Here is a 25,234-nt window from a genome sequence, read left to right as displayed (position 1 = left end):
CTATAGCCACTGCCATACATCACGTGTGCGTTATTTGAGCGCAGCAACAATAGTATTCATATTGTACCGCATCATGTCGATATAGCTAGTTGCTGTCTCGCTACCTAAAGTGTCGGTATACAAAACAGCAATCGTTTTAATGCCCGCTTCATCAGCAAGCAACTCGGCAGTTTTTTGGTTGAACTGCGATTCGGAGAAGATTGCGGGCACGCCGCTAGCCTTGACGCTCTCGACTAAGGCGGCTAAATCGCCAGCAGAAAGCTCGGCTTCGGGGTTTTCCAACAATACGCCAGCTACTTCAAAGCCATAACGCTTGGCAAAATAGGGAAAAGCATCGTGGTTGGTAATCAATTTGCGCCGTTCGGCAGGAATTTGGGCTGCCAAGCCTTGCAATTCTTGATCGAGGGCTTCGAGTTGGCCAAGATAGGCCTCTGCATTGGCTGCATACACAGCTTTGCCACTTGGATCGATGGCGCTCAGTTGGTCGCGAATCGTCACGGTATACGACATCACATAGGTTGGGTCAAGCCAAAAGTGCGGGTTGCCCTCTTCGTGAGCGTGCTCATCGGCGTGTTCTTCATCAGCATGCTCTTCGCCAGCATGTTCATCGGCGTGTTCATCTTCAAGCGCCGCAAAGCCAGCCGATAATTCAACCCGTGCTTGTTCGCTGCCACCAGCATTTTCAAACAAAGGTTCGAGCCATTCTTCGAGCGCATGGCCATTGAAAAAGACGATGTTGGCATCGGCGATTTTTTGGCTATCGCCAGGCGTAGCTTGATAATCTTCTGGCCCAGCACCCAAGGGAATAATATTATCGACGATCACTCGATCGCCGCCAACTTGTTTGATCACATCGGCCAAAATGCTCATGGTTGTGACCACGCGAATTTGGCTGACTGGCTCGGTGGCAATTGCCGTGGCAGTTGGCATTACTTGATCGGCGGTAGTGGTTTGCTGTTGGCTTTGGCTAATTTGGCTTGGTTGAACGGTGGCGCTGCTTTGGCCACAGCCAACCAAGATTGCGAGCAACAGCACGAAACTATATCGACGCATTGAAATTGAATCCTTAGCTAATTGATATTATTCTCATTTACAAAAGAGATAATATCTCAATAAAGTAGTTTTTGTCAAAAAAAAGCCCATTGCCTTGGGGGCAATGAGCCGATGTATATAGATCAGCACATCGGTATCATAATACTGCAATAATGCTTAACGTGCCAAGAATTAACATCATATAAACGGCCAAACGCCAACCAATGAGGGAAAGCGGCTGGATACTGCCTGGAACCCGCACCATATGGGCTTCCCCCAGCACCAGTGCGAGTGCTCCAACGACACACAACATCAGCATAAGAGTGATTTGCATAGGACACCTCCTTGCGGGAACTGCCGTCGATGGATGTTGCAGCAGCTATACGCGCAAAGCAAAAAGGTGTTTCACACTTCGCTGATGTAGCAGGCCAAAGCGCGGCGCAGGCTTGGGAAGGCTTGTTGCAAATAGCCATAAACTGTGTCGGGGCTAATGCCCAATGAATCTGAAGCCTCTTGGGCCGTCATTCCCTGCAAATAGCAGAGGCTAATTGCCATGCGTTGGCGCTGGGGCAAGGTGGCAAGCGCTTCGTAGATATATTGGCTTAATTCAGCAGATAGCGCAGCATCGCCCAAATCGCCAGCAATCGGGCGTTCGGCTACTTCGTTGAGTGGCGTTTGCGGGCGTTGGCGGCGGCGATAATCGAGAGCTGCATTAACGGTAATGCGATGGAGCCATGTGCTGAGGCTGCTGCGGCCTTCGAAGCGGTTGATGTACTCGGCAGCGCGGATAAAACTCTCTTGCACAATATCATCGGCTTCGTCATCGGAGTAGACATAGCGGCGGGCAAGTCGTTGCATTTGCGGGGCGAAGGTCTGCAAAAAGCATTGAAAGGCCTCGTCATCACGCTGACGCAAACCTGCAACAAGGCTGGCTTCATTCAGTTCTTGGCTGCTAGGTTGAAAAGTAAGCATCACAACAGTCCTTCGCTAGGAATAACAATCCACAAACGCATTCATCATTGAGCGGTGTTGCTACTGTAGCATAAGCTACTGCTGAGCTTCCTGCTAAATAATACAACTTTTGGACAGCCCAAGCAATAACATAGGTACAAGCCGAAATAGCGTAATAGTCCTAGCAAAAAAGCAGCCACGTTAAGTGGCTCGTAAGCAGATTCGTGATAGGCTTAATCGTATACCAATTCAAGCATTCGCATTCATGATTGATTGATTTGGTACGGCGATTATGACAACTTAATAGGAGGCGATGTCATGCGACGACGCATTCGTTGGCTACTGTTAATCGGTGGAGTTGTCGGGCTAAGTGTGGCGGTCGGCATTGGCTGGTGGCAAAGGGAAGCGCCAGCGGTTAAGCCCAATCGAACCTTAGTCCAAGATCAAGCAGGCAATCTGCAGCTGATCACGGCCAGCAAACCAGCAGTAGCCCTCACCAATGATGCCTCAGCCAGCGTCCAATACACCCAAGTTACGCCTGCGCCCGATGGTCAACACGTCGCCTATATTCAACTTAGCCCCAAACAAAGCGAAATTCGAATTCAGGCTTTTGATGGCAGCCCAGCGCGCAGCATTTTTAGCGATTTCAATTTGCGGCCTTTTTATCTTGCTTGGTCGCCCGATAGCCAAAGCATCGCTTTTCTGGCCGCAGGCACAACCATGGAATTGTATGTTGTGCCCGCTGATGGCTCGCAAACAGCGCATAAAGTGCGTGATGGTCAGCCATCGTATTTTGCTTGGAAGCCCGATAGTAGCGCCTTGTTATTGCACACCGGCGGCGACACTCCGGTTGGCAGCACCGCGCTGCACTCACTCCAATCCAACGATCTGACCTTTTTTACTGAAACTGCTGGCGATTTTCAAGCGCCCGCGTGGAATGCTGATGGCTCTGCCCGCGTGGTTGTGGTGGCTGATGGCAATATCAACCAACTAATGCACATCGATCAAGCTGGGCAACGGGCGTTGAGCGAGCCAACCAGCGATGGCTTTATGTTTGTACTTTCGCCCGACCGCTCCAAAGTGGCCTACCAAACTTTTGGCATCCAAACTCGTTCGGGATTGATGATTCAAACGATTGCAACTGGCAAGAGCCAAACATTCGAAACCGCGCGTCCGTTGGCCTTTTTCTGGTCGCCTGATGGACGTTCAGTCGCCTTGTTGGTTGCCGATGCCAAGCCGCGCGGGCCAAGCGGCGATACAGGGATTGTGCAAGTTAGCCGCCAAGCCCAAACTGGCGTGCAAGTCCATTGGGAAGTGCTCGATGTCAAGTCGGGGAGCGTGAAGCGGCTCAAATCGTTTGCCCCAAGTAGCCAATTTTTGAATGTCTTACCCTATTTTGACCAATATGCGGCCTCGCTGACCTTTTGGTCGAGCGATAGCCAATATTTGCTGAATAATAGTAGTACTGGCGTTTGGCAAATTCATGTTGAAACTGGAGCCGAGCAACAATTGACGAACGGTGCATTTGGCGTTGCAGTGCCATAAGAGTTGGGAAGATCCCTCACCCCCTCTCCCACCCGGAGGGCGAGGGGGAGTAGACGTTTTTACCGCTGAATTACGCAAGAACCACCATAGAAAAGCCCCTCTCCCATAGAATGGGAGAGGGGTTGGAGTGAGGGGATCTAGCGAAAATACCAGCGCAAGGCTCGTTGCAGCCATGGTTTTTCGAGCCAGCGCGTAAACGAGCGTTGGGCAGTCATTTTGAGGCCTTGCGAGCGAGTAGGATAGACGTTGATCAAGCCGCCAAGCTTCGAGGCGCTAACGCCCGTGCCCATCGTCAAAACCGCTGCGTTGATCATATCGCCTGCACCTTGGCCGATGATATGCACGCCGACAATTTGCTCTTTGCGGCCAATCGCCAGAATTTTGGTAAAACCTTGGGTTGCATCCTCGGTACGCGCCCGATCGTTGGCGCTCCATGGCAACTCATAGACGCGCAAGCTGTTGCCATATTTGGCCCGTGCTTGGTCTTCATTCAAACCAACATGGCCAACTTCGGGATCGGTGAAGGTTGCCCACGGCACTAGCTCGTATTTCATGGCGCTTTGGCCAGGAAAAAGCGCATTACGCAACACAGCGCCAGCTTCTTGGGCCGCAACATGGGTAAATTGATAGCGCCCAATCACATCGCCGCAGGCAAAGACCCGTGGATTGCTAGTACGCAAATATTGATCAACATGAATGCGCCGTTCAGGATCGTACAAAATGCCTGCTGCATCTAAGCCTAAGTTATGGACATTCGGCGTGCGCCCAGCGGCCACCAAAATCGCATCAACGACCAAGGTTTGTGGCGCTTGCCCAGAAGTCTCAATCGTAACGTGCTTGGCTCCGGCGTTAACTTCAACCTTGACGGTGTTGGTGTTGAGGTAAATTTGCATGCCCTCGGTTTTGAGCGCTTGAGCCAAGGCTGCGCCCATCGCATGGTCATCTTTGGGCAGCAGGCGCGAGCCTTGTTGAATTAGGCTGACTTCTGCGCCCAAACGCAACAGCGCCTGACCTAGCTCACAGCCAATCGGCCCACCACCAAGCACAAGAATCCGCTTGGGTAATTCATCTAATAAAAAAAGATCTTCATTGGTAAGGTAGCCAGCCTCGGCCAAGCCAGCAATTGCTGGAATTTTGGGATGCGAGCCGGTGGCAATGCAAAAATGTTTGGCGCGCAGCAACTCGCCATTAACTTCCACAGTTTGATCATCATAAAAGCGAGCACGACCTTCGATAACTCGCGCGCCTGCTTTGCGCAACACCTCGGGCGCATCATCGTGTTGATAAATTTGTTCTTGCACCGAGTGCACATACTGCATCACCGCCGCAAAATCGATTTGTGGTTTGGCAGCAATGCCATAGCGCGCAGCATTCGCCGCTGTATGGGCAATTTTGGCAGCGTGGATGAGGCTTTTACTGGGCACGCAGCCAGTCCAAGTACAATCGCCACCGAGTTTATTGGCTTCGACGATGGTAATTTTTGCGCCCAACGAAGCGCCAAATTTGGCAAAGGTTATGCCCGCCGAGCCGCCACCAATTACCAGTAAATCGTCCATGCAAGCTCCTTATTAGCAAAGGATCAGGGCCTAGAGGTCAGTAACCCACGCAGATATAAAGTTTGAAACCGCGAAGCACGCGAAGAGCGCGAAGGATTTCTTGGTCACGAAGGGCACGAAGATCGCGAAGGCCCGTTTTGCCACAGATTGGCACAGATTATGAGGATTATGCTGCGCACCTAGCGCCTCATCCCCGACCCCTGACCCCTCATCCTTATGCTCTTTACTATACTGCATTGCTTTGGGCCTAATTCTAAACGATTGCGAAACATGAAGTGTGACTATGGGCTGTTGGCTTTTGATTTTTGATTTTTGACTTCTGACTTTTGATTTCTGCCTTATGTTCTATGTTCTGCCTTCATCCTTCATCCTTCATCCTTGATAGCGGGTTATGTTATAATCAACGCCGATGCATGTCATCATTCCCCACGCACTGCGGGTGACATGATTTTAGGGGAGCTACAGATACACTTTTATTTAGGAGGAGTCCTCCCATGAACAAACGCATTATTGCGTTCATGATGTTGTTGGTTTTGATGGTTCCAGTTTTGGCTGCTTGTGGCACCGAAACCGCGGCAACCACCGCTCCAGCAGCTACGGCAACCAGTGCTGAAGCTGCGGCAACCGCAACCTCAGCCGAAGCCCAGCCAACCGCTGCACCCGAAGCAACCGCTGCGGCAACCACGGTAGCAACCGCCGAAGCAACCACTGGCGGCGGCGCAACCAGCGAAATCAAAATCGGTTTGGTAACCGATGTTGGTAAAGTTGATGACGGTACCTTCAACCAATTCGCGTTCGAAGGCTTGAAACGGGCCGAAACCGAACTTGGCGTGAAGATCGACTACATCGAAACCATCGATCCCAAAGACTACGAAAAGAACATTGAACAATTCGCGAGCCAAGGCTACGATTTGATCATCGGCGTAGGCTTCTTGATGGGCGATGCAATCAAGGCTGCTGCTGCCAAGTACCCAGATTTGAAGTTTGCTATTGTTGACTTCGCTTACGAACCAGCATTGGCCAACGTCAAGGGCTTGGTCTTCTCAGAAGACGAATCAGCATTCATCGGTGGCGCTTTGGCCGCAATGGTTTCAAAGAGCGGCAAAATCGGTGCAGTTGGCGGTAAGGAACAAGTTCCTGCGGTCAAGAAGTTCGTGCTTGGCTACGAAGCTGGCGCTAAATACGTCAACCCCGACATCCAAGTTATGACTGTTTACATCGACTCATTCACCGACCCAACCGCTGGCGGCGAAGCTGCCAAGACCCAAATTGCTGAAGGCGCAGACGTAATCTTCGGTGCTGGTGGCCAAACTGGCTCAGGTGCAATCAAGACCGCTGCTGACAACGATGTATTCGTGATTGGCGTTGACCAAGACGAATACAACACCACCTTCAAAAAAGGTCCAGCTCCTAAGTTGATCACCAGCGCTATGAAGCGCGTTGACAACGCTGTGTTCGAAGTCGTCAAGGAAGTTGTCGATGGCAAGTTCGAAGGTGGCGTATACTTCGGTAACGCTGCTAACGGCGGGATCGACTACGCTCCATTCCACGATGCAGAATCAGCCTTGCCAGCAGACGCTAAAGCCAAACTTGACGAAATCAAGAAGGGCTTGGCCGATGGTTCGATCAAAACCGGCGTTACCTTGAACTAATTTGTTGCCGCAAGGCACAAACCCGTGGAAGGGCTGCGTTAGCAATGACGCAGCCCTTTTACTTTTGTGTGGTATTATCACAGCATCGAAACACAGCAACTCGAACAACCAAGCACACGTTTGGCCAGATTTTTGGCAGCCAACAACGTGGTTGTTCTGCATATTTGAGGCAATGCTGCCTCTTTTTGATTAACTAGGAGTCTTGTGTGACCGCGAACGTCGTACCTGCGTTGGAAGTCCGCAATATCACCAAGCAATTCCCCGGGGTTTTGGCCAACGACCATATTTCTTTTACCCTGCTCCCCGGTGAAATCCACGCCTTCCTTGGTGAAAATGGCGCGGGTAAATCCACCCTCATGAACATCTTGTATGGCCTCTACGATCCCGATGAAGGCGAGATTTTGATTAATGGCAAGTTGGCCAAGATCAAGAATCCTGCTGATGCAATTGGGCTTGGTTTAGGCATGGTTCACCAAGAATATGCCCTCGTCGATACCCTAACCGTCACTGAGAACATTATTCTTGGCACCGAATTACGCAAAGGCCCAATGTTAAATGCCAAGGAAGCCAGCCAACGAGTGCGCGAGCTTTCCGAGCAATATGGCTTGGCCGTGCCACCAGATGCGATCGTCGGCGACCTGCCAGTTGGTGTTCAGCAACGGGTCGAGATTTTGAAGGCGCTTTATCGCAATGTCAATATGTTGATTCTCGATGAACCAACCGCTGTATTGACGCCCCAAGAGGCCGATGACCTCTTTCGGGTGATGCGCGAATTGGCTGATAAGGGCAAGGCGCTGATTTTTATTACCCACAAATTGCGCGAAGTGCGCGAAGTTGCCGACCGAATTACCGTCTTGCGTCGGGGTAAGGTTGTTGGCGATGCCGACCCCAAAACTGCCAGCGAAGGTCAATTAGCAGCGCTGATGGTAGGTCGCGATGTTGTCTTGAAAGTTGATAAAACTGCGGCCAACCCTGGCGATGTGGTGCTGAAAGTACGTAACCTCAATCTGCGTGACGATCGCGGCCTCACCGTGCTTGATGATGTTTCCATTGATGTCCATGCAGGTGAAGTGCTGGGGATTGCTGGCGTGCAAGGCAACGGCCAAACTGAGTTGGTCGAGGCGATTACGGGCTTGCAAGCCTTACCGAGTGGCTCGATTGAGTTGCTTGGCAAGGATATTACCAATCGCCCGCCGCGCTCGATTACTGAACAAGGCGTGGCCTACATTCCCGAAGATCGCAAAGGTACAGGCTTGGTGCTTGGCTATAGCATCCGTGATAATTTGGTGCTTTCAACCTACTACAAACCACCATTTACCAAAGGTTTGACCTTTAACGACCAAGCGATTGACGAAAATGCCAAAGAATTGATTGAAACCTTTGATGTGCGCACGCCCAGCGCAACCACAACTGCTGGCTCGCTCTCAGGTGGTAATCAACAAAAAATTATTGTTGCCCGTGAATTTACCCGCGAAAATCGCTTGCTGATTGCGTCGCAACCGACGCGGGGGATTGACGTTGGCTCGATCGAATTTATTCACAATCAAATTATTAAACAGCGCGATGCAGGGCTGGCGGTCTTATTGGTTTCGGCAGAGCTTGATGAAGTTCTGGCCTTAGCCGACCGCGTTGCTGTGATGTACCACGGCAAAATAGTTGGCATTCTCCCGATTGCCGAAGCTACGCGCGAGCGCGTTGGCCTGTTGATGGCCGGTATTCAGGAGCAACCCAATGGCGAATGAGCAACAAGCCCCCGCTGAAACTAAGAAAACCACTGAGCCGCAGCCCAGCAAACGGCGCTTTGGCTGGCTCAACGAAGCGATTGTGCCGCTGTTGGCAATTTTGACCGCAGTGTTAATCGGCGCAGTGATCGTGTTTGTTTCGATTCCTGGCAACAAACTGCCAGCCTTTGATCTGAATATTTATGGCAGCCGCAGCGATTGGTTTTTTAGCACCATCCCTGAACGGCTCCGCGTGACATTGAGCGCATTCACTGGTTTGTTCTCGGGCGCATTTGGCGATTGGACTGAACCAAGTACAATTCCGGTGGCCATTAGCAATACCTTGGTTGAATCAACACCCTACATTTTGGCAGGTTTGGCTGTGGCGGTCACCTTCAAAGCGGGCTTGTTCAACGTTGGGGCCGAAGGCCAATTGCTAATGGGCGCACTTGGTAGTGTCGCAGTTGCCGCATTTATGCCGCAATGGTTTGGGGTTGCCTCGCTGCCAGCAATCATTCACTTGCCAGCTGCTTTGCTGGCTGGGGTCATCGCTGGCGGGCTGTGGGGGATTATCCCGGGCTATCTCAGGGCCAAAACTGGCGCGCACGAAGTTATTACCACGATTATGCTCAACTATATTGCCTTGCAAGTGATGGATTATTTGATCAATGGCGTGATGAAAGATCGCAGCGCCACCTTGCAACGCACACCATTTATCCACGAAAATGCCGCTTTGCCACGAATTATCAGCAAAGCCACCGACCCCAGCCTCACTGGTGGCCAAGCGTACCCACGTTTGTTCACCACCACCAGCAGCACATGGGATCTACGGATTCACATGGGGATTGTGTTGGCGTTTTTGATGGTTGGCTTTATTTGGTGGTTGATGAACCGCACGCCTAAGGGCTTTGAAATTAAAACCGTGGGCGAAAACCCAGAAGCAGCTCGCTATGCTGGCATGAGCATCACCGGCACGGTCGTTGGCGCAATGGGCCTTTCGGGCGCATTGGCAGGGCTGGCAGGCACAAGCCAAGTGATTGGTTTGGAATACAACCTCAAAGCTGTGTTCTCCAGCGGCTTGGGCTTTGATAGCTTGGCAATTGCCTTGTTGGCCAAGAGCAACCCAATTGCAATTGTTCCGGCAGCGCTGTTCTGGGGTGCGTTACGCACTGGCGCAGGCGCGATGCAAGTCAATACTGGGATTTCGATCAACCTAATTCAAATTATTCAAGCTTTAGTGATTATGTTTATTGCTGCCGACCAAATTGTGCGCTGGATTTATCGCATCAAGCAAGCTGAAGGTGGCAAAATCACGTTTAACCGTAGCTGGGGTAAATAGCGCCAGCGTCGTCGCTCTTGAATTATTTAACCTTTACGGTGGATTTGTATGAAATTTACACGCGCACGTGGGGTCGGGCTGTTAGGAATTTTCATTGCGATTGTGCTGCTTTTTGCAGTCAATAACAGCCTCGGCAATAAAATCACTGAAACCAGCAAAATTCAATCAATTTGGGATTTCACGAGCACAATTCGGATTCCCGATAGTGCGAAGTTGAAGGAAGATCCCAAAGCACCGCCAGTCGCCGCAATCGAGCTACCCACGATGATCACGATTAGTTTGATTTGTGGAGCGTTGATTCTGGTCGGCGGCACGCTCATCGCCAAGAACCCAGAACGCGGTTGGGTTGCACCCTATATGAGCAGCGTCATTGGCTTTGGCTTTTTCTCGATTCTGCTCTGGGCGGTAGCCAATAACAGCGTTGATCTCTCGGATACGCTCTCGCGGGTGGTACGGCTTGGCACGCCCATCGCAATCGGCGCGCTGGCGGGGATTGTCTGTGAGCGCTCGGGCGTGGTCAACATCGGGATCGAAGGCATGATGCTAACAGCAGCCTGTTTTGGCTATGCTGCGGCAGCAATCTCGGCCCGCATGATCTACGGCGAATCGTTGCCAGAAAACGTGGTCAAAGGGGTCGTTTGGCTGCCCTTGATCATCGGGATTTTTGGGGCGATTTTGACTGGCGGCATGATGGCAGCCTTGCATGCTTGGCTCTCAATTCGCTTCAAAGTCGACCAAGTAATTAGCGGTACGGTGATCAACATTATGGCAGTTGGGATTACGGGCTTTACCCGCACCAACTTCCTGTTGAAATTCGAATCGCCATTACGGGCTGGCTTGCCGCAAATGCCGCTTGGCCCGCTGGCAGATATTCCGTTGCTTGGACCGATTTTGTTTGACCACAAACCAATCACCTATTTGATGATTCTGATGGTGATTGGCTTGAACTTCTTCCTGTTTCGCACCGTGTGGGGCTTGCGAACTCGTGCCATTGGCGAACACCCCAAAGCTGCCGATACGGTGGGGATCAACGTCAATCGCATGCGCTATCGCAACGTGATTATTGGCGGGATGATTGCCGGGGTTGCAGGCGCTTGGTTCTCGCTCGAAGGCTCGTTTGGCTTTGACGATGGCATGACCAACGGCCAAGGCTTTATCTCGTTGGCGGCGATGATCTTCGGCAAGTGGAACCCAATTGGGGCCTTTGGTGGCTCGTTGCTGTTCTCATCAGCAGATGCCTTGCAGCTCAAAGTACAGGCCTACAATTTCGATTTGCCTTCCCAATTTATGCAGATGTTACCATATGTGGTAACGCTGATTGTGTTGGCAGGGGTGATTGGGCGGGCCAAGCCACCAGCAGCATCGGGCAAAGTCTACGAAAAATAATCAACGCAACGCAACTTTCTGGAATGGCACTCCGTACTACTGCGGAGTGTCATTTTTTGATCGGCGATTCGCGCATGATTCTTGCTCTTCTCAGCAACCAAGCTAGCATCTATACTACTCGTTAAAGTTTGTGTGTTCTTTGGAGGTATTTTGTGAGCAATCAACCACCATATGGTCAACAGCCGCAGCAGAACTATCCGCCACAACAGCCAGTCTACCCACCGCAACAACCGGGTTATCCACCGCAACAACCCTATGGCTATCCACCACAGCCCCAAAAGCGTGGCGGCTGCTTGAAATTTGGCATTATCGGGGTAATTGTCGCCTTACTGTTGTGTGTAGGGATTGGTTTTGTAGCCTATAGACTTATTGCGGGCGAAGTAGATGATGTCAAAGCAACCCTTGATGGCTTTATGAAAGCTGGGGCTGCGAATGATATTAATGCAGCGAAAGCGTTTGTTGATAGCTCGATCGTGAGTGATGAGCAATTAACGAAGTTGCTTAGCCAACGCGAGTTGTTCGAAGGCTATACGAGCGTTAGCGACGATTTTGCCTCACCAGCAGCCAATACTGGTACTGACCAAACGACAACGCTCGGCATTGCAGGCACGCTCAATTATACCGATGGAACAGGCACCTACGATGTGCAATTTAATCGCCTAGAATCCGGTTGGAAAATTCGCTATATCAATATCAAACGCTAAACAGCGATCCCCGCACCCCAACCCCTCTCCCGTGGCGCGGGCGAGGGGCTTTAAATGCGTGGTTCTTGCGCAATTCCTTGGTGAACCACGGATGCTCCCCCTCGCCCGCGTTTTCGTGGGCGAGGGGGCTGGGGGATGAGGGAATGTTTGATCACCACACTTTTTTTAAACCTACCCTTGTAAGAGTCCCCGAATCCCCAACAACCGCCCCCTACGCTTCCGTTTTTGGATGCTCATCGCAGGTGAAGCCTTTGCTACTTGCACTTTTTGGGCTTTTCTCGTTAAATAGAGCCAACATGTTAACGTTTACAAGGAGTCATCATGACAACACCGCGTCCTGTGTTGTTAGCCATAATGGATGGTTGGGGTTTGGCACCTGCTAGCCCTGGCAACGGCGTTAGTTTAGCCAACACTCCCAATGTTGATCATTGGATGGCAACCTGCCCCACAACCCAACTCCATGCTTCTGGCCTTGATGTGGGCTTGCCCGAAGGCCAAATTGGCAATAGCGAAGTCGGTCACCTAAATATCGGGGCTGGCTTGGTCGTCTATCAAGATTCGACTCGAATCAGCGAGTCGATCAAAGCTGGTGAGTTTTTTGAAAATCCTGCCTTTCTTGAAGCGGTGCAAATCGTCAAAGAACGTGGCACCAACATGCACTTAATCGGCCTGATTGGCCGCGGCGGCGTGCATGCCTACGATATTCACTTGGCTGGTTTGTTACAATTGATGGCCCAGCAAGGGGTCACCAACACCTACATTCACGCCTTTATGGATGGCCGCGACACCTTGCCACAAAGTGGGCTTGGTTATATGCGCGAGCTGCAACAAACGATTGCTCAAATCGGCGTAGGCCAAGTGGCAAGCGTGATTGGCCGTTATTTTGCGATGGATCGCGATAAACGCTGGGAGCGGGTCGGCGCTGCCTATGCAGCCATGGTCGAGGGCGTTGGTCACTTCGCCAGCGATCCGATCACTGCAATCGAGCAATCGTATTTGCGCGATGCACGCGGCGATGAGTTTATTGAAGCAACCGTGATTACTGATGCAGCAGGCGTAGCCTTACCACGCATTAGTGCTGGCGATGTGGTGATTTGTTTCAATTTCCGCGCCGATCGGGTGCGCCAAATTACGCGTGCCTTGATGCAGCCCGATTTCAACACCATGGTGCAAGAATGGTATGCCAACCAAGCTGAGCAAGGCTTGCAACTGCCAACCAGCATTTGGCAACGGCCTGAGCAATTGGCAAATTTGCATTATGTCACCATGACCCAGTATGATGCGACCTTCCCATATGCGATTGCCTACCCGCCGCATTACATTACCGAGCCATTGGCCAAGGTAATTGCCGATGCAGGCAAACGCCAATATCACAGTGCCGAAACCGAAAAATACCCTCACGTCACCTTCTTTTTGAATGGTCGGCGCGAGGAGCCATTCGAAGGCGAAGATCGGGTGATGGCAGCTTCGCCAAAAGTGGCAACCTACGATCTTCAGCCAGAAATGAGCGCCGAAGAAGTAGCCGCCAAATTGCTTGATGCGGTTAATAGCCAAGTCTACGATTTCTTCGTGGTTAACTTTGCCAACCCCGATATGGTCGGCCACACTGGGGTAATTCCGGCGGTAATTAAGGCATGTGAAACCGTCGATCGCTGCTTGGGCCAAGTCGTGCCAGCGGTGGTGGCTCAAGGCGGCGCAGCAATCTTAATCGCCGATCATGGCAATGCCGAGCAGATGATCGACCCCCAAACTGGTGGCCCGCATACCGCCCACACCACCAACCTTGTGCCATGTATTTTGGTCGCCGACCCAGCTAGTGGCCTAACCCGTGAGCAGATTAGCCTGCGCACTGGAGGCCGCTTGGCCGACCTAGCCCCGACAATCATCGATTTGCTAGGCTTAGCCAAGCCCGAAGCCATGACCGGCACCACCCTGATCGAACACAAATAAGGTTCGAGTGTTCCCTCACCCCCTCGCCCACTGAACGCGGGCGAGGGGGAACCAATCTGGCATTACCACAGCTCATGGAAGAATCAACGTATGAAGCCCCTCGCCCGCACCGTGGGAGAGGGGTTGGGGTGAGGGAATTTTAGCCAAAATTGCCACAACAGGACCAATGTCTCAGCTAATTTTAATTGACGCTGCCTAGGTGGCGTGCTACCATACGGCTGGCAACTGATGTAGATGAGAGTTTTGGAATTGATTATGCAGCGTTCTTTACTCCTTGGTTTATTAATATTGATGCTTGGCGGCGCAACGCTGCCCTTCGTGGTGCACGCCAGCCCGCAGCCACCCCAGCTCAATCAACAACCAACCTACGGCCTATCATCGCTTGATGGTGGGGTGCAAGGGTTTTTACAACGTCAACAAAGTAGCCTTGCCAAGGTAACGATCGATGGTCAGCCAGCTGGCCAAATCATCGAGAGCATGGCGGCTTACTACAATATTGAGGCTCGCATTTTAGTGGCCTTGTTGGAAACCACCTCGCAGCTGATTAGTAATCCAACCTTACCTACTACCGCAACCAATCAGCCATTTTTGGCTGGGCCACAAGGCTTTTTGAGCCAAATCGATTGGGCAGCGCGCGAGATTCGGGTTGGGCTTGGCCCCTACGATAGTGCCGTCATCCTGAATTTCAGCGATGGCAGCCAACTAAAACTTGATCCCAAGGATGATCCGCATGCGCTAACAGTCAAGCGCTTTTTAGCGTTTGAGCGCGATCAAGCCACATGGCAGCAGCTCGTAACCAACTACAGCAAGGTATATCAGCAATTATTTCAGAACGAGCCAGTTGTGGCCCCAAGCACGCCGCCAGTCAGCACGGGCTTTTTGAGCATTCCGTGGGAACAGGGCGCGCGCATGGTCCATTCATCGTATTTTGATCATACCTATCCGATGGTCGATAGCGGTGGCGATGGCAACGATGTGATGATTAATTATCAAGGCAAAAGTGGGCTTTCCTACAATAGCCACGATGGCCACGATTATTATTTTCCCGATTTGCCGTATGGCACGCCAATTGTTGCCGCCGCCCCAGGCTGGGCCTATGCTCGCACCACCCGCGGCTTGGGCGTGCTAATTCAACACGCTGGCGATACCGCTGGCTATGAAACGGTCTATTGGCATCTCGACGATTTTGCCCCAAGTTTCAAAAATTATATCGATGATTCCAAGCCAAAATGGGTCGAACGCGGCGAATTGCTCGGTTGGAGCGGCGCAACTGGCTTTACCGATGGCGCTCCGCACTTGCACTTCGAAGTTCGCCACAACGGCAAGCAAGTTGATCCCTATGGCTGGTATGGCCCAGGTTCCGACCCATGCACCAATTATGTCAAATGCGAAGCCAGCGTTTGGCTTTGGAATGATAGTGTGCCGTGGAGCCGCCCAGATGGCCCAGCGCCACAAGATACAACGCCGCCAAGTGCGCTGCTGACGATCAATCCTGATGCCGATTTGGCTTTGGTCGCCCAGTTTGAAAACAATCCATTGCCTGCAGTTGGCCCAATGGCCGCCAGCGATCAAATTAGCTATGCCAGTGGTAAGTTTGGCCAAGCGGTCAAAGTTGGCGATGGCTCGTTGACCTATCCTGCCAGCCCGACGCTCAAGCTTGAGCATGGCACCTTGGCGCTGTGGGTAAAGGTGCCAGAAACGTGGCCAAGCTCCAGCACAGGCCGCCATTATCTGCTAGCCGCCTCGCAAAACCCAGTTGATCCTGCTAAGATCTATCGCAATACCTTGGCGCTGCGCCACGAGCAAACTGAGCAAGCAAAATGGACGTTCTGGACAGTCGCTGCCAATGGCCAAGAGCATAGCCTGAGCGTGCCAGATCGCTTAAGTGCTGGCTGGCACCATTTTGCAATCAGCTGGAACCAAACCACTGGCAATAAGCGCTTGTTGATCGATGGCATGTTGGTTAGTGAGGCGAGCAAAGTCGCGTTGCCAAGTGAAGTGGGCGAAGATCTCAATCTTGGGCGCTGGACGATTGGCGCAGGCATCAGCAATGTTGCGCTCGACGAATTGTTGATTTACAAACGCCAATTAGCTGCCGATGAAATCTACCGTTTGGCGATCAGCGAGCAAGCATTGGTTGCGAGCAGCAGTAGCACCGATCAACGCGATTTGCAAATTCTCACTCCAGCGCTAGATAATGGTGGCGGTGTGGTCAAAGCGCAGCTTGGGATCAACGGCATTTACGCCGCGCCAATGACCTACTATCGCGCCTATCGCTGGACGTTGCCCAATACCGAGGGCAGCTATACGATTAGCGTGCGCTTGACTGATCGCATGGGCAATACCAGCACGCTCAGTCAAACAATTATGATTGATCATCCTCCTCAAGCAAGCGTCACTATGCGCAATCTGAATGCATTAAGCGCAACCTTGGTGCTTTCGGCCACCGATGCCAACCAACCGTTGAGCATGGCCTTGAGCGCCTATCCCAACCCAACCCGCAAGCAATGGGAGCCATTCAACCCCGAGCGCGAATGGCAGTGGAACCCAATCACTGCGCGGCGGGTGTATGTTTGGTTCCGCGATGCAAATGGCAACGAGCGCGGCCCCATCGTGGCTGGCCCCGACCTCTTTCGAGCTTATCTCCCACGGGTTGAAAAATAAGGCCGTTTTGATCCACGAAGGACACGAAGCGCACGAAGGGCCGTAACCGCGAAGGACACGAAGCGCACGAAGGATGAGGCTATTGGCGTTCGGAACATGTGTTGGTATTCCAAACGAATCTCCGCCAGCCCAGAGCCGATAGCCCTCCATTTCTCTGCGCCTCTGCGTTAAAATAATGATCCACGAAGGACACGAAGCGCACGAAGGGCCATAACCGCGAAGGACGCGAAGATCGCGAAGAACCTCAAACTCAATGTGGAGCGCATATCCCTTCATCCCTTCATCCCTTCATCCCTTCATCCCTTCATCCCTTCATCCCTTCATCCCTTCATCCCTCATCCTTCATCCTTCATCCTTATATCTACGCCTCTACGTTAATGTTCCGCTGCCTAGCACCTAACCCCTGATCCCTATTTTGCCTTCTGCCTTCTGCCTTTTGACTTTCCTTTCATCCTTCATCCCTCATCCTTCTGACTTCTGCCTTTTGATTTCATACTTTTCTCCGCCTTATGACTTATTCTAGTCATGTTATTAAGAAAATATTGACTTTTAGCTGTGGCTATGGCGTAATAGTTAGGAATATTAATTTTATTGATTGGAATAAGTTTGCCAGCAAGGAGGCCACGCATACGCAATGCACGATCTCAGCGGCGAGATTTCGATGATTAGGCAAACCCTTGTAGTTACAGTTCATGGAGGAATTGTATGAAGGCACCACGATTAATTTGGATTTTTGCGCTCCTCGTTCTTTTTGGTAGTTCTCTTCCTAGCACTCAAGCTCAAACCCGCAACGACCGCGAAGTCGAACCAGCTGAAGATACGGTTCCAGTCAACGACCCAGAACGCGGCATGATTTACGATGGCTTGACTCCCGCCAAAACTGGCCCTTGCGCTGGTATGTACGAAGTCAAAGTTGGCGATCAAATCTTTTGTAGCCACGGCCCCGACCCAATCGCCAAAGGCAAATCGGTTAAGGATGAAACCCTGCCTTTGGAAAAAGCCCAAATCAACCCCAAGATTGTCTGTAACGGCGATGGGCATGCTGGCAACCGCACCCAAGTGATGTATGTGCGCGCTTCCGACCGCCCTGATCGCTTCAATCAATTCGTTGGCTCGATTCGCCAATGGTCATCGGATATGGATCGAATTTATCAAACCAGTGCCCAAGAAACTGGTGGCTTCCGCGCCGTCAACTTCGTCACCAACAATTGTGAAATTTATGTGATGAATGTGGTCGTACCAGCAGATGGCGACGATTCAATCGACAAAACCGCCAATGCATTGAAGGCCCTTGGCCACAACCGCGCCGACCGCAAATATTTGACCTTCGTCGATAACAATATTTTGTGTGGCGTAGCCTTCTATATGCTCGATGATCGCCCAGACCAAAATAACGCCAACAACTTTGGCCCTGGCTTTGCGCGCATGGATAACGGCTGCTGGAACGGCTCGACCGCCGCCCACGAACACATGCATACGATGGGCGCTGTACAACGCTCAGCTCCCAACAGCACCGCCTACGGTCACTGTATCGACGATGAAGATATTATGTGCTATGTTGACGGCCCAGGCACGCCACCAATGCAAAATCGCTGTGGTGCAAGCCAATATGGTCGCTTCGACTGCAACCACGATGATTATTTCCACACCAACCCGCCAGCAGGCAGCTACTTGGCAACCAAATGGAACTCGGCTAATAATAAGTTCTTGCTCAAGCAAGCGCCTGGCACAACCTACTACCGGCTTCGCAACAAGGCCACCAACAAGTGTATCGACGTAGCCGAGAGCGGCAACCCAGCCAATGGCACGCCGATTCTGCAATGGGATTGTCATACGGGCCACAATCAACAATGGCAATTGATTAGCACCGACAACGGATTTGTGCGCTTCGTCTCACGCGCAACCGGCAAAGTGATGGATGTAAGCACCGCCTCGACCAACGATGGAGCCAAAATCCATCAATGGGAATGGGTCGGCGGTGCCAACCAACAATGGAAAATCAACGACCTTGGCAATGGTTATGGCACAATTACTGCCCGCCATAGTGGCCTCGCCGTTGATATTCCATGGTGCGATAGCACCAGCGGCGTGCAATTGCAACAGGTCAATCCTACCAATAACGATTGTCAATCGTTCGCCTTTGAGCCAATGCAATAAGGCGTGATTTGCTGGCTACTCCTTAGCCTATACCACAGCACACAGACCACTGGAAATTCCAGTGGTCTGTGTGTTTGCGCAAGATCGCATTCCAGCCTAGAACATATCGCTCATCCACGGGCGCGAGCTAGCAAAAATCGCCGCCAACAGATCCAATTGATCAGCATCGGCCTGCAAACTACCAGCCAAGCGCAAATCGTGCGGCGCAAGGTAGCCACTATACAGCGCCGCCAGATCACGGACATGCAGCGTTACGTCGCCATTGCCACCGCGCTCCAGCGTGCCAACCCCATCGCGAACTTGCAACACCCAACGGCCATGGTTCCATTCCAAACGCGGGTCCACCAGATCAAGGGCAATTTCGCAATTCAGCCAGCGCGAGAAGCCGCGGCGTTGGATGGCCAGCGGCGCATTGATAATCCGCAACATCCAATCCAAATGCCAATTATAGCCAATGCCTTGCTCGTGATAACGAAATAGCAACGAATCCATCGGCGCACCAGGCAATATAATCTTATTAACCATTGAGCGATGACCAGCCCAAAAATTCAGCAAGGCATCTAAGCCAGCGCCAGTCGTTGCCACCCAATCGATGACTTTAATATCTTCGAATTGACCAGATTGTTCATAGACCACATAACCAACCGCTTGACCAGCCTGATCGCTCAGGATATAGCGCAAACGCTCGGCTCGAGGCGAAAGCATAATCCGCTCCCACATCAACGGCGAGCGTTCGAGCACGCCAGTTTGGGTTGCCGCCCACGGATCGTAAATCGCAGCGAATGGCGCATAATCGGTTTCGAGCACTTGGCGCAACGTCACACCATGATCGCGCTTGGGCTTGATCAGCGCTGGATTCAATTCATATAAAATACGGCTGCCAGCCCGCTCGAAGCCAAGCGTCCGATAAAATTGGGTCGTGGCAGGATACAAGGTTGAGATTGCCATATCTTGCGCATATTGCTCGCGCAACATCGCTTCCATCATCTTGCCGCCAACGTTGCGCCCGCGCCATTCGGGGCCAACTCCAACGGCGGTAATACCTGCAGTTGGTTGGGCCTTGCCGCCAAACCACTGGCCCATTGGCAAAATCCCCAAGCCAGCGGCGATTGCGCCATCGACTTTAAAAGCCCGATACAAGCCCACGCCACGCTTTTGCATCCACTCAATCGACGCTTCACGGGCCATATTAAAATGTAAAGCTTGGCTTAATAACGGGGCTAAAGCCGCAATATCGTCCTCGACTGCCTGACCATACCAATAATTCACTCTAAGCCTCCTGTTGGCAACTGGCTCGACCAAGCACCCAAGCGCTTGGCCATGAGAATATCGGGCTTGCCTAAGCCATTGGCATCGGGAATCATCCCAATGATGCTGAATCCACAGCGTTGATAAAATTCAAATGGGTGGCGACGGCGGTTTTGAATCGTGGCGAGGTGGCGCAATGGGTTGGGGTAAACATCGATGCCGCTGGCTGAGGTCAAAAAGGCTTCATCATCAGAACCCAACATCAAGGTTAGGCCACCACGGGCGTGGCATTCTGCTTCTAAGGCTTGCACTAAAGCGCGGCCAATGCCATGGCCTTGATAATCGGGATGCACGGCCAAAGGATGCAGTTCCCAGACATTGCCATCGTAGCTTGATTGGCCTCCAATCCAGCCCACCACGTTGCCGTCGATCAAAGCTAGAAAGCCAACCCGTTCGGGCAACAGCGCCTCTTGCATTTCTTCGCGAGCATCGTCGAGGGTTGGCCACGCTTCAGGCCAATGTTCAGCAAACGCCAGGGTCAAAATCTCGGCAGCCTGGTCAAGCAAACGCTCATCAGCAACCAAGGCACGAATTTCCATGACACACTCCTTCTACAAGCCACAATTGCGCCAGCCGCCACGATTTGAAGCAGCAATCACACTGCGCCAATATTAACAACAATGTCCATTCCGAGGATCAGGCCTTGGAACGAATAACAGCATGCAACGCGGCGTGTTATGATTGAGTTTGCAAACATTTCAAGGAGGATTTCCATGCGCCGTTTAGCCACAGTGATTGCGCTGTGTAGCCTTTTAAGCATTACTTTGCCCTCAATTGCCGCTGCAAGTGGGGCCTTGATTCCTGCTGATGCACCGCTTAGCCAAACCAGCCTCAACGTGATTTTTGCCGTCGATGGCCAAGCCAACCAAACAACTGCCTATCTGAAACTCGATTACACTGGCACGCCTACTGAATTTGCCTGGATTTTGCCAGTGCCCAGCATCCCAACCCTTGATGTGGTTGGCGCGAGCAGCTTTGCTGAACTCCACAGCCTGACCGATCCACGGGTGACATTTCCAGCGCCACCAGCCTGTTTTACCCCAGCGCTTGGCACAATCCCAGCGACTGCGACCCAAACCCCAGCGGCCCAACAAGGCCAAGTCGGAGCCTACGATTATAGCGTGCTCGAAGATCGCGACCCAGCGGCACTAATGACGTGGCTCAAAGAGAACGGCTACCAAGCCCCAGCAGGCTTGGAAACTGCGCTCAAACCGTATACCGATGCAGGAATGCCGTTGCTGGCGATCAAACTCAAACCAGATGCAGCAACCAACAGCATCCAGCCGATTGCGATTAGCTATGCGGGCACAACCCCAATGCTGCCATTCCAATTAGCAGCCTTGAGCAGCCAACCCAAAACCCCAATCACGGTCTGGGTTTTCGGCGAGGCCCAGGCAATTCCAACCAATACCGAGCGTTTTACCATGCGCGAAAACGACTTAGCGCTCACGTCGTTGAATAACGAAAACAACTATAACGAATTGCGCAGCGGCGTATTGGCTAGCGTTGCGGGCAAAGGCTTCTTAACCGAATTTGCCCAACCAAGCAAGTTTTTAAGCCCCCAAGATAGCTTGCTCAAAGAATTGACCAGTAAATATGCCTTCTTGACCCGTTTGTATAGCGAAGTCTCGCCCGAAGAGATGATCTTTGATCCAGCGTTTGGCTATAGCCCCGAATTGCCACCGCTTTCCAACAACATCGATTTGACCTATCGCACCGAGCCATTCGATTGCGAAGATCAACTCTTACATACCGTGCGTCGCCAGCAATATGATGCGGCCAAAGGCAATCGCTCATCGGAAGAAGAAGCGACTGCTAACTTGCGCCGTGGCGCATTGCGCATCGGCACGCTTTTGGTGATTGGCGTAACCTTAGGCACAATTTGGTTTTTGGCCCGCAAGCCCAACAAACGTCGGCGCACTGTCTAGAACTACGCCTATGGGCCGTAATTAGCATATTGCAGTTCAACGCAAAACCCATTAAGATACCAGTAGCAGTTTGACCTCATCACTCGATTATGCTCGATGAGGTCAACTGTTTTGTTTGGAGGATTATCTGTGCGTATTGTTTTGGATGCCAGCGGTGGCGACCACGCGCCGCAAGCAACAATTGCTGGCGCAATCGCCGCAGCCCGCACATGGGGCGACCAAATTATTTTAGTCGGCAACGAGGCTGCAATTCGCGCCGAACTTGCCAAACACGATAGTAGTAATCTTGATTTACCAGTCGTTGATGCACCAGAAATGATCGAAATGACCGAGCATCCGGCGCAGGCGATTCGGCGCAAACGCAATTCGCCAGTCGCCGTTGGGCTGCGCTTGGTGCGCGAAGGCCAAGCAGATGCCTTCGTTTCTGCTGGCCATAGTGGCGCAACCATGGCGGGAGCTTTGTTTATTCTTGGGCGCATTCGTGGCATCGAACGACCATGTTTGGTGACCCATTTCCCAACCGTCAATGGCTATGCACTGTTGCTCGATTCGGGCGCAACAACCGATTGTAAGCCTGAATATTTAGTCCAATTTGCCCAAATGGGCAATGTCTACGCCCAAAAAATTGCCAATATTCCCATGCCACGAATTGGGCTGTTGGCCAATGGCGAAGAATCAAATAAGGGTGATAAACTAGTACAAGACACCCATGGTCTGTTACAGCAACGCCCCGACCTGCACTTTATTGGCAACGTCGAGCCAAAAGATATGTTAATCAATGGCAGTGCCGACGTGGTTGTAGCCGATGGTTTTGTTGGCAACTTGGTGCTCAAATTTGGCGAAGGGGTCTTTAAAATGATCACCACCGCCGCTGCCAATAATATCAAAGCCTCGTGGCGACAAAACCTTGCGCTGGGATTGCTGCCAACCCTGGTGGCCTTGGCGTTACCCGGCAAAGGCCGTTGGCGCGCCTTGCTCGCTGGATTAACCGGCTTGAGCTTGCCCGCCAGCCTTGCAGTTGCGCCACTTTTGGCCCTCCGCAAACGTATGGATTATCGCAGTCATGGCGGCGCACCCTTGTTGGGTGTCAATGGCATTGCGATTATTGCCCACGGCAAATCCGATGCTTTAGCGATTCAAAATGCGATTGGGCAGGCGCGCAATGCGGTTGAGCAACGGGTTGTTGCAACCATTAGCCATGCCCTTGAAACCGTTGAATTAGTACCCTCGGCCTAGCTTTGGAGGTAATCCCTATGGCGCTTCGTGAATGTCCTAATTGTCGGGCAAGTGTCGACGATATTAATCCGTTTTGTTCTGAGTGTGGAACCCGGCTCAACGCTGCGCCAACTGCTGCCGAAGGCCCAACTCAGGCATTGCCACGCTACGATGGTCAGGGTGGTAGTTATCCACCAGCATCGTCACAAAACTACGATCAGCCAGGCAGCTACCCGCCACCACCACAACCAAATTATGGTCAGCCAGGTAGCTATCCGCCACCACCGCAACAAAATTATGGCCAACCGGGCAGCTATCCGCCACCACCGCAAAATTATGGTGGCGGTTATCAGCAACCGCAAAATTATGGCCAGCCGGGCAGCTATCCGCCGCCACCTCAACAGCAACAATATGGCAACCAGCAACAATATACCCCAGCCAATTATCAACAACCAAGCTATGGCGCTGGTTACCCAAATGCTGGTACGCCAACCAAACGCAGTAGCAACACTGGGATAATTATTGGGATTGTCGTGGGGATTGTGCTCCTACTTGGCGCTGGGATAGCCTTCTTGATGAATGATAAAGAAGAAGATCCTAAGAAACAGATCGCGACCAATTCGACCAGCGTGGCCACGGCAACAACCCGCCCAACCCGCACCCCAGCCTCAACCGACGACCCAGAACCAGCAACCACCGGGCCAGTTGTTGGCAGCGGCGTGTTCTTGGAAGACGATTTCTCCAACACCGACCAAGCGTGGCCAGAACAAGAAACCGCCAGCAAATCGGGCAAATATGCCTATGTTGAGGGCGCATATCAAATCCACGTTTATGTCAACGAACGCATCATCTGGACTTCGACCAACGAAGTCTATAGCGATGTTGATGCAGAAATTGATGTCACGATGGTCAGTGGCGAGCCAACCAATGCCGCTGGCTTAGTGCTGCGCGAACAAATTGAAGGCGATACGTCAGGCAGTTTGTATGTCTATCAAATCGATGGCCAAGGCAATTTTGCCTTCCGCCGTTTCGATAAAGCCGTTGACGAATGGATTAACTTGATCGATTGGAAATATAGCTCGGTTGCTAATGAGGCTATTGGCGCAACCAATCGCCTGCGCGTGGTGGCGGTTGGCTCAAACTTCACCTTCTATTTGAATGGTGAAAAAGTTGGCTCCTACACCGATGAAACTTACGCCACTGGCGCAATGGGCTTTGGTGCAAGCACCTTTGAACAAGGCGATACCTTGACCCAATTTGATAATTTACGCATGGCTTATCCATAGGCCAATGCCAATCTGGCCCAACAACGAGGTTGGGCCAGCCGGAGTATGTTCGTGTCATATCAACTGATCAGCATAACGCAGCAAGCAGCAGTCGCTACCGTCAGTCTCAATCGCCCAGAATTGCACAATGCCTTCAATCCCGAATTGATCGGCGAGTTGCGCCAAGCATTAACCGCCATCGCCGCAGATAACAGCGTGCGGGTGGTTATTTTGACCGGCACTGGGCCTTCGTTCTCTGCTGGCGGCGATTTAAGCTGGATGCAAGCCAGCGCTAGCTACACTGCCGAGCAAAATATTGCCGATGCTGAAAATCTCGATGCCATGTTTGCGCTGCTCAATAGCATGCCGCAGCCAGTCATTGGCCGCATCAATGGCGCAGCGCTTGGTGGTGGCGCAGGCTTGGTGGCCTGCTGCGATCTCGCGGTGGCCGTCGAACAAGCCAAATTCGGCTTTACTGAGGTCAAGCTTGGCTTGATTCCAGCGGTGATTGCCCAATATGTCGTGCCCAAAATTGGGGTCAGCCAAAGTCGAGCTTTGTTTATCTCGGGCGAACGCTTTAGCGCCGAACGAGCCTTCGAAATTGGCCTCATCCACGCGATTACCGGCGAAGATGAGCTTGACCAAACGGTTGGCTTTTTGGCTGAACGCATGCTCAGTGGCGGCCCGCAAGCCATGGCCCAAGCCAAAAAATTAGTCCAAGCCATATGGGAAATGGAGCGCAGCGCCGCCAAACGCTACGCCATCGAAGCCATTGCCCAAGCCCGCACCGGCCAAGAAGGCCAAGAAGGCCTCGCCGCATTTCTCAACAAGCGCAAACCCAAATGGTAAACCCTTCGACGA

At 52.0% G+C, this 25,234-nt stretch carries 19 protein-coding genes; 13 read left to right on the top strand and 6 right to left on the bottom strand.

Going from position 1 to position 25,234, the window contains the following annotated elements; all coding sequences use genetic code 11:
• Positions 1 to 30: 30 nt before the first annotated feature.
• The 3 genes from ACFMKP_RS03395 to ACFMKP_RS03385 all read right to left on the bottom strand — a co-directional run bounded on the left by ACFMKP_RS03395 (position 31) and on the right by ACFMKP_RS03385 (position 2,004).
• Entirely contained in the window at positions 31 to 1,053 is a 1,023-nt protein-coding gene (locus ACFMKP_RS03395) for a metal ABC transporter substrate-binding protein (RefSeq protein ID WP_382289058.1), read from the bottom strand.
• A gap of 136 nt (positions 1,054 to 1,189) precedes the next feature.
• Positions 1,190 to 1,366, bottom strand: coding sequence for a hypothetical protein (locus ACFMKP_RS03390; protein WP_160319474.1), 177 nt, complete (start codon positions 1,364 to 1,366; stop codon positions 1,190 to 1,192).
• A 71-nt stretch (positions 1,367 to 1,437) separates the two neighbouring features.
• The gene (locus ACFMKP_RS03385; RefSeq protein WP_382289056.1) at positions 1,438 to 2,004 is read right to left on the bottom strand and encodes an RNA polymerase sigma factor; all 567 of its coding nucleotides are present in this window, start codon (positions 2,002 to 2,004) and stop codon (positions 1,438 to 1,440) included.
• A 297-nt stretch (positions 2,005 to 2,301) separates the two neighbouring features.
• Here ACFMKP_RS03385 and ACFMKP_RS03380 point away from each other — a divergent pair, with 297 nt between their 5' ends.
• Positions 2,302 to 3,528 carry a hypothetical protein gene (locus ACFMKP_RS03380; RefSeq protein ID WP_382289054.1) on the top strand — a complete coding sequence of 409 codons (1,227 nt, stop codon included), beginning with the start codon at positions 2,302 to 2,304 and terminating at the stop codon, positions 3,526 to 3,528.
• 137 nt (positions 3,529 to 3,665) lie between these two features.
• Here the strand turns inward: ACFMKP_RS03380 and ACFMKP_RS03375 are convergent, their stop codons facing one another.
• Positions 3,666 to 5,084, bottom strand: coding sequence for a dihydrolipoyl dehydrogenase family protein (locus ACFMKP_RS03375; RefSeq protein ID WP_382289052.1), 1,419 nt, complete (start codon positions 5,082 to 5,084; stop codon positions 3,666 to 3,668).
• Positions 5,085 to 5,578: 494 nt separating this feature from the next.
• On the opposite strand from ACFMKP_RS03375, the gene ACFMKP_RS03370 reads away from it, so the two are divergent.
• The 8 genes from ACFMKP_RS03370 to ACFMKP_RS03335 all read left to right on the top strand — a co-directional run bounded on the left by ACFMKP_RS03370 (position 5,579) and on the right by ACFMKP_RS03335 (position 18,657).
• Entirely contained in the window at positions 5,579 to 6,736 is a 1,158-nt protein-coding gene (locus ACFMKP_RS03370) for a BMP family protein (RefSeq protein WP_382289051.1), read from the top strand.
• A gap of 206 nt (positions 6,737 to 6,942) precedes the next feature.
• Positions 6,943 to 8,478, top strand: a complete 1,536-nt coding sequence (locus ACFMKP_RS03365; protein ID WP_382289049.1) for an ABC transporter ATP-binding protein — start codon at positions 6,943 to 6,945, stop codon at positions 8,476 to 8,478.
• On the top strand, positions 8,468 to 9,796 hold the full coding sequence (locus ACFMKP_RS03360) for an ABC transporter permease (RefSeq protein WP_382289047.1): 1,329 nt from the start codon (positions 8,468 to 8,470) through the stop codon (positions 9,794 to 9,796). The genes ACFMKP_RS03365 and ACFMKP_RS03360 overlap by 11 nt, the downstream gene beginning before the upstream one ends.
• A gap of 48 nt (positions 9,797 to 9,844) precedes the next feature.
• Positions 9,845 to 11,182, top strand: coding sequence for an ABC transporter permease (locus ACFMKP_RS03355; protein WP_382289045.1), 1,338 nt, complete (start codon positions 9,845 to 9,847; stop codon positions 11,180 to 11,182).
• Positions 11,183 to 11,334: 152 nt separating this feature from the next.
• Entirely contained in the window at positions 11,335 to 11,886 is a 552-nt protein-coding gene (locus ACFMKP_RS03350; protein ID WP_382289043.1) for a hypothetical protein, read from the top strand.
• A 321-nt stretch (positions 11,887 to 12,207) separates the two neighbouring features.
• On the top strand, positions 12,208 to 13,836 hold the full coding sequence (gpmI, locus tag ACFMKP_RS03345) for a 2,3-bisphosphoglycerate-independent phosphoglycerate mutase (RefSeq protein ID WP_382289042.1): 1,629 nt from the start codon (positions 12,208 to 12,210) through the stop codon (positions 13,834 to 13,836).
• 255 nt (positions 13,837 to 14,091) lie between these two features.
• Positions 14,092 to 16,500 carry a peptidoglycan DD-metalloendopeptidase family protein gene (locus ACFMKP_RS03340; RefSeq protein WP_382289040.1) on the top strand — a complete coding sequence of 803 codons (2,409 nt, stop codon included), beginning with the start codon at positions 14,092 to 14,094 and terminating at the stop codon, positions 16,498 to 16,500.
• 705 nt (positions 16,501 to 17,205) lie between these two features.
• Positions 17,206 to 18,657, top strand: a complete 1,452-nt coding sequence (locus tag ACFMKP_RS03335) for an RICIN domain-containing protein (RefSeq protein ID WP_382289038.1) — start codon at positions 17,206 to 17,208, stop codon at positions 18,655 to 18,657.
• A gap of 96 nt (positions 18,658 to 18,753) precedes the next feature.
• Here ACFMKP_RS03335 and eis read toward each other — a convergent pair whose 3' ends face one another.
• Positions 18,754 to 19,926: an enhanced intracellular survival protein Eis gene (gene eis / locus ACFMKP_RS03330; protein WP_382289036.1), complete on the bottom strand. Its 1,173-nt coding sequence runs from the start codon at positions 19,924 to 19,926 to the stop codon at positions 18,754 to 18,756.
• Entirely contained in the window at positions 19,923 to 20,504 is a 582-nt protein-coding gene (locus tag ACFMKP_RS03325; RefSeq protein ID WP_382289035.1) for a GNAT family N-acetyltransferase, read from the bottom strand. Before ACFMKP_RS03325 ends, eis begins: the two co-directional genes overlap by 4 nt.
• Positions 20,505 to 20,678: 174 nt before the next feature.
• Between ACFMKP_RS03325 and ACFMKP_RS03320 the strand changes: the two genes are divergently transcribed.
• From ACFMKP_RS03320 to ACFMKP_RS03305, 4 genes are all read left to right on the top strand, one after another.
• Positions 20,679 to 21,893 carry a DUF2330 domain-containing protein gene (locus ACFMKP_RS03320; RefSeq protein ID WP_382289033.1) on the top strand — a complete coding sequence of 405 codons (1,215 nt, stop codon included), beginning with the start codon at positions 20,679 to 20,681 and terminating at the stop codon, positions 21,891 to 21,893.
• A gap of 129 nt (positions 21,894 to 22,022) precedes the next feature.
• A complete protein-coding gene (gene plsX, locus ACFMKP_RS03315) occupies positions 22,023 to 23,129 on the top strand; it encodes a phosphate acyltransferase PlsX (protein ID WP_382289031.1) in 1,107 nt (368 codons plus the stop codon).
• Between the two features lie 17 nt (positions 23,130 to 23,146).
• Entirely contained in the window at positions 23,147 to 24,394 is a 1,248-nt protein-coding gene (locus ACFMKP_RS03310; RefSeq protein ID WP_382289029.1) for a family 16 glycoside hydrolase, read from the top strand.
• 45 nt (positions 24,395 to 24,439) lie between these two features.
• Positions 24,440 to 25,222 (top strand): enoyl-CoA hydratase-related protein, encoded by a 783-nt coding sequence (locus ACFMKP_RS03305; RefSeq protein WP_382289027.1) that lies wholly within the window; start codon positions 24,440 to 24,442, stop codon positions 25,220 to 25,222.
• The last annotated feature ends 12 nt before the right edge of the window (positions 25,223 to 25,234 follow it).

The organism is Herpetosiphon sp. NSE202 (assembly GCF_042688385.1).
In the GTDB taxonomy this organism is placed as follows: domain Bacteria; phylum Chloroflexota; class Chloroflexia; order Chloroflexales; family Herpetosiphonaceae; genus Herpetosiphon.
This window is presented reverse-complemented; position numbering and strand designations above follow the sequence as displayed.

Coding starts and splice junctions, on each gene's coding strand:
- ACFMKP_RS03340 (WP_382289040.1), top strand. CDS start 14,092: ATGCAGCGTTCTTTACTCCTTGGTTTATTAATATTGATGCTTGGCGGC.
- ACFMKP_RS03355 (WP_382289045.1), top strand. CDS start 9,845: ATGAAATTTACACGCGCACGTGGGGTCGGGCTGTTAGGAATTTTCATT.
- gpmI (WP_382289042.1), top strand. CDS start 12,208: ATGACAACACCGCGTCCTGTGTTGTTAGCCATAATGGATGGTTGGGGT.
- ACFMKP_RS03385 (WP_382289056.1), bottom strand. CDS start 2,004: ATGCTTACTTTTCAACCTAGCAGCCAAGAACTGAATGAAGCCAGCCTT.
- ACFMKP_RS03320 (WP_382289033.1), top strand. CDS start 20,679: ATGCGCCGTTTAGCCACAGTGATTGCGCTGTGTAGCCTTTTAAGCATT.
- ACFMKP_RS03390 (WP_160319474.1), bottom strand. CDS start 1,366: ATGCAAATCACTCTTATGCTGATGTTGTGTGTCGTTGGAGCACTCGCA.
- ACFMKP_RS03360 (WP_382289047.1), top strand. CDS start 8,468: ATGGCGAATGAGCAACAAGCCCCCGCTGAAACTAAGAAAACCACTGAG.
- ACFMKP_RS03325 (WP_382289035.1), bottom strand. CDS start 20,504: ATGGAAATTCGTGCCTTGGTTGCTGATGAGCGTTTGCTTGACCAGGCT.
- ACFMKP_RS03335 (WP_382289038.1), top strand. CDS start 17,206: ATGAAGGCACCACGATTAATTTGGATTTTTGCGCTCCTCGTTCTTTTT.
- ACFMKP_RS03380 (WP_382289054.1), top strand. CDS start 2,302: ATGCGACGACGCATTCGTTGGCTACTGTTAATCGGTGGAGTTGTCGGG.
- ACFMKP_RS03370 (WP_382289051.1), top strand. CDS start 5,579: ATGAACAAACGCATTATTGCGTTCATGATGTTGTTGGTTTTGATGGTT.
- ACFMKP_RS03305 (WP_382289027.1), top strand. CDS start 24,440: ATGTTCGTGTCATATCAACTGATCAGCATAACGCAGCAAGCAGCAGTC.
- ACFMKP_RS03310 (WP_382289029.1), top strand. CDS start 23,147: ATGGCGCTTCGTGAATGTCCTAATTGTCGGGCAAGTGTCGACGATATT.
- ACFMKP_RS03395 (WP_382289058.1), bottom strand. CDS start 1,053: ATGCGTCGATATAGTTTCGTGCTGTTGCTCGCAATCTTGGTTGGCTGT.
- ACFMKP_RS03375 (WP_382289052.1), bottom strand. CDS start 5,084: ATGGACGATTTACTGGTAATTGGTGGCGGCTCGGCGGGCATAACCTTT.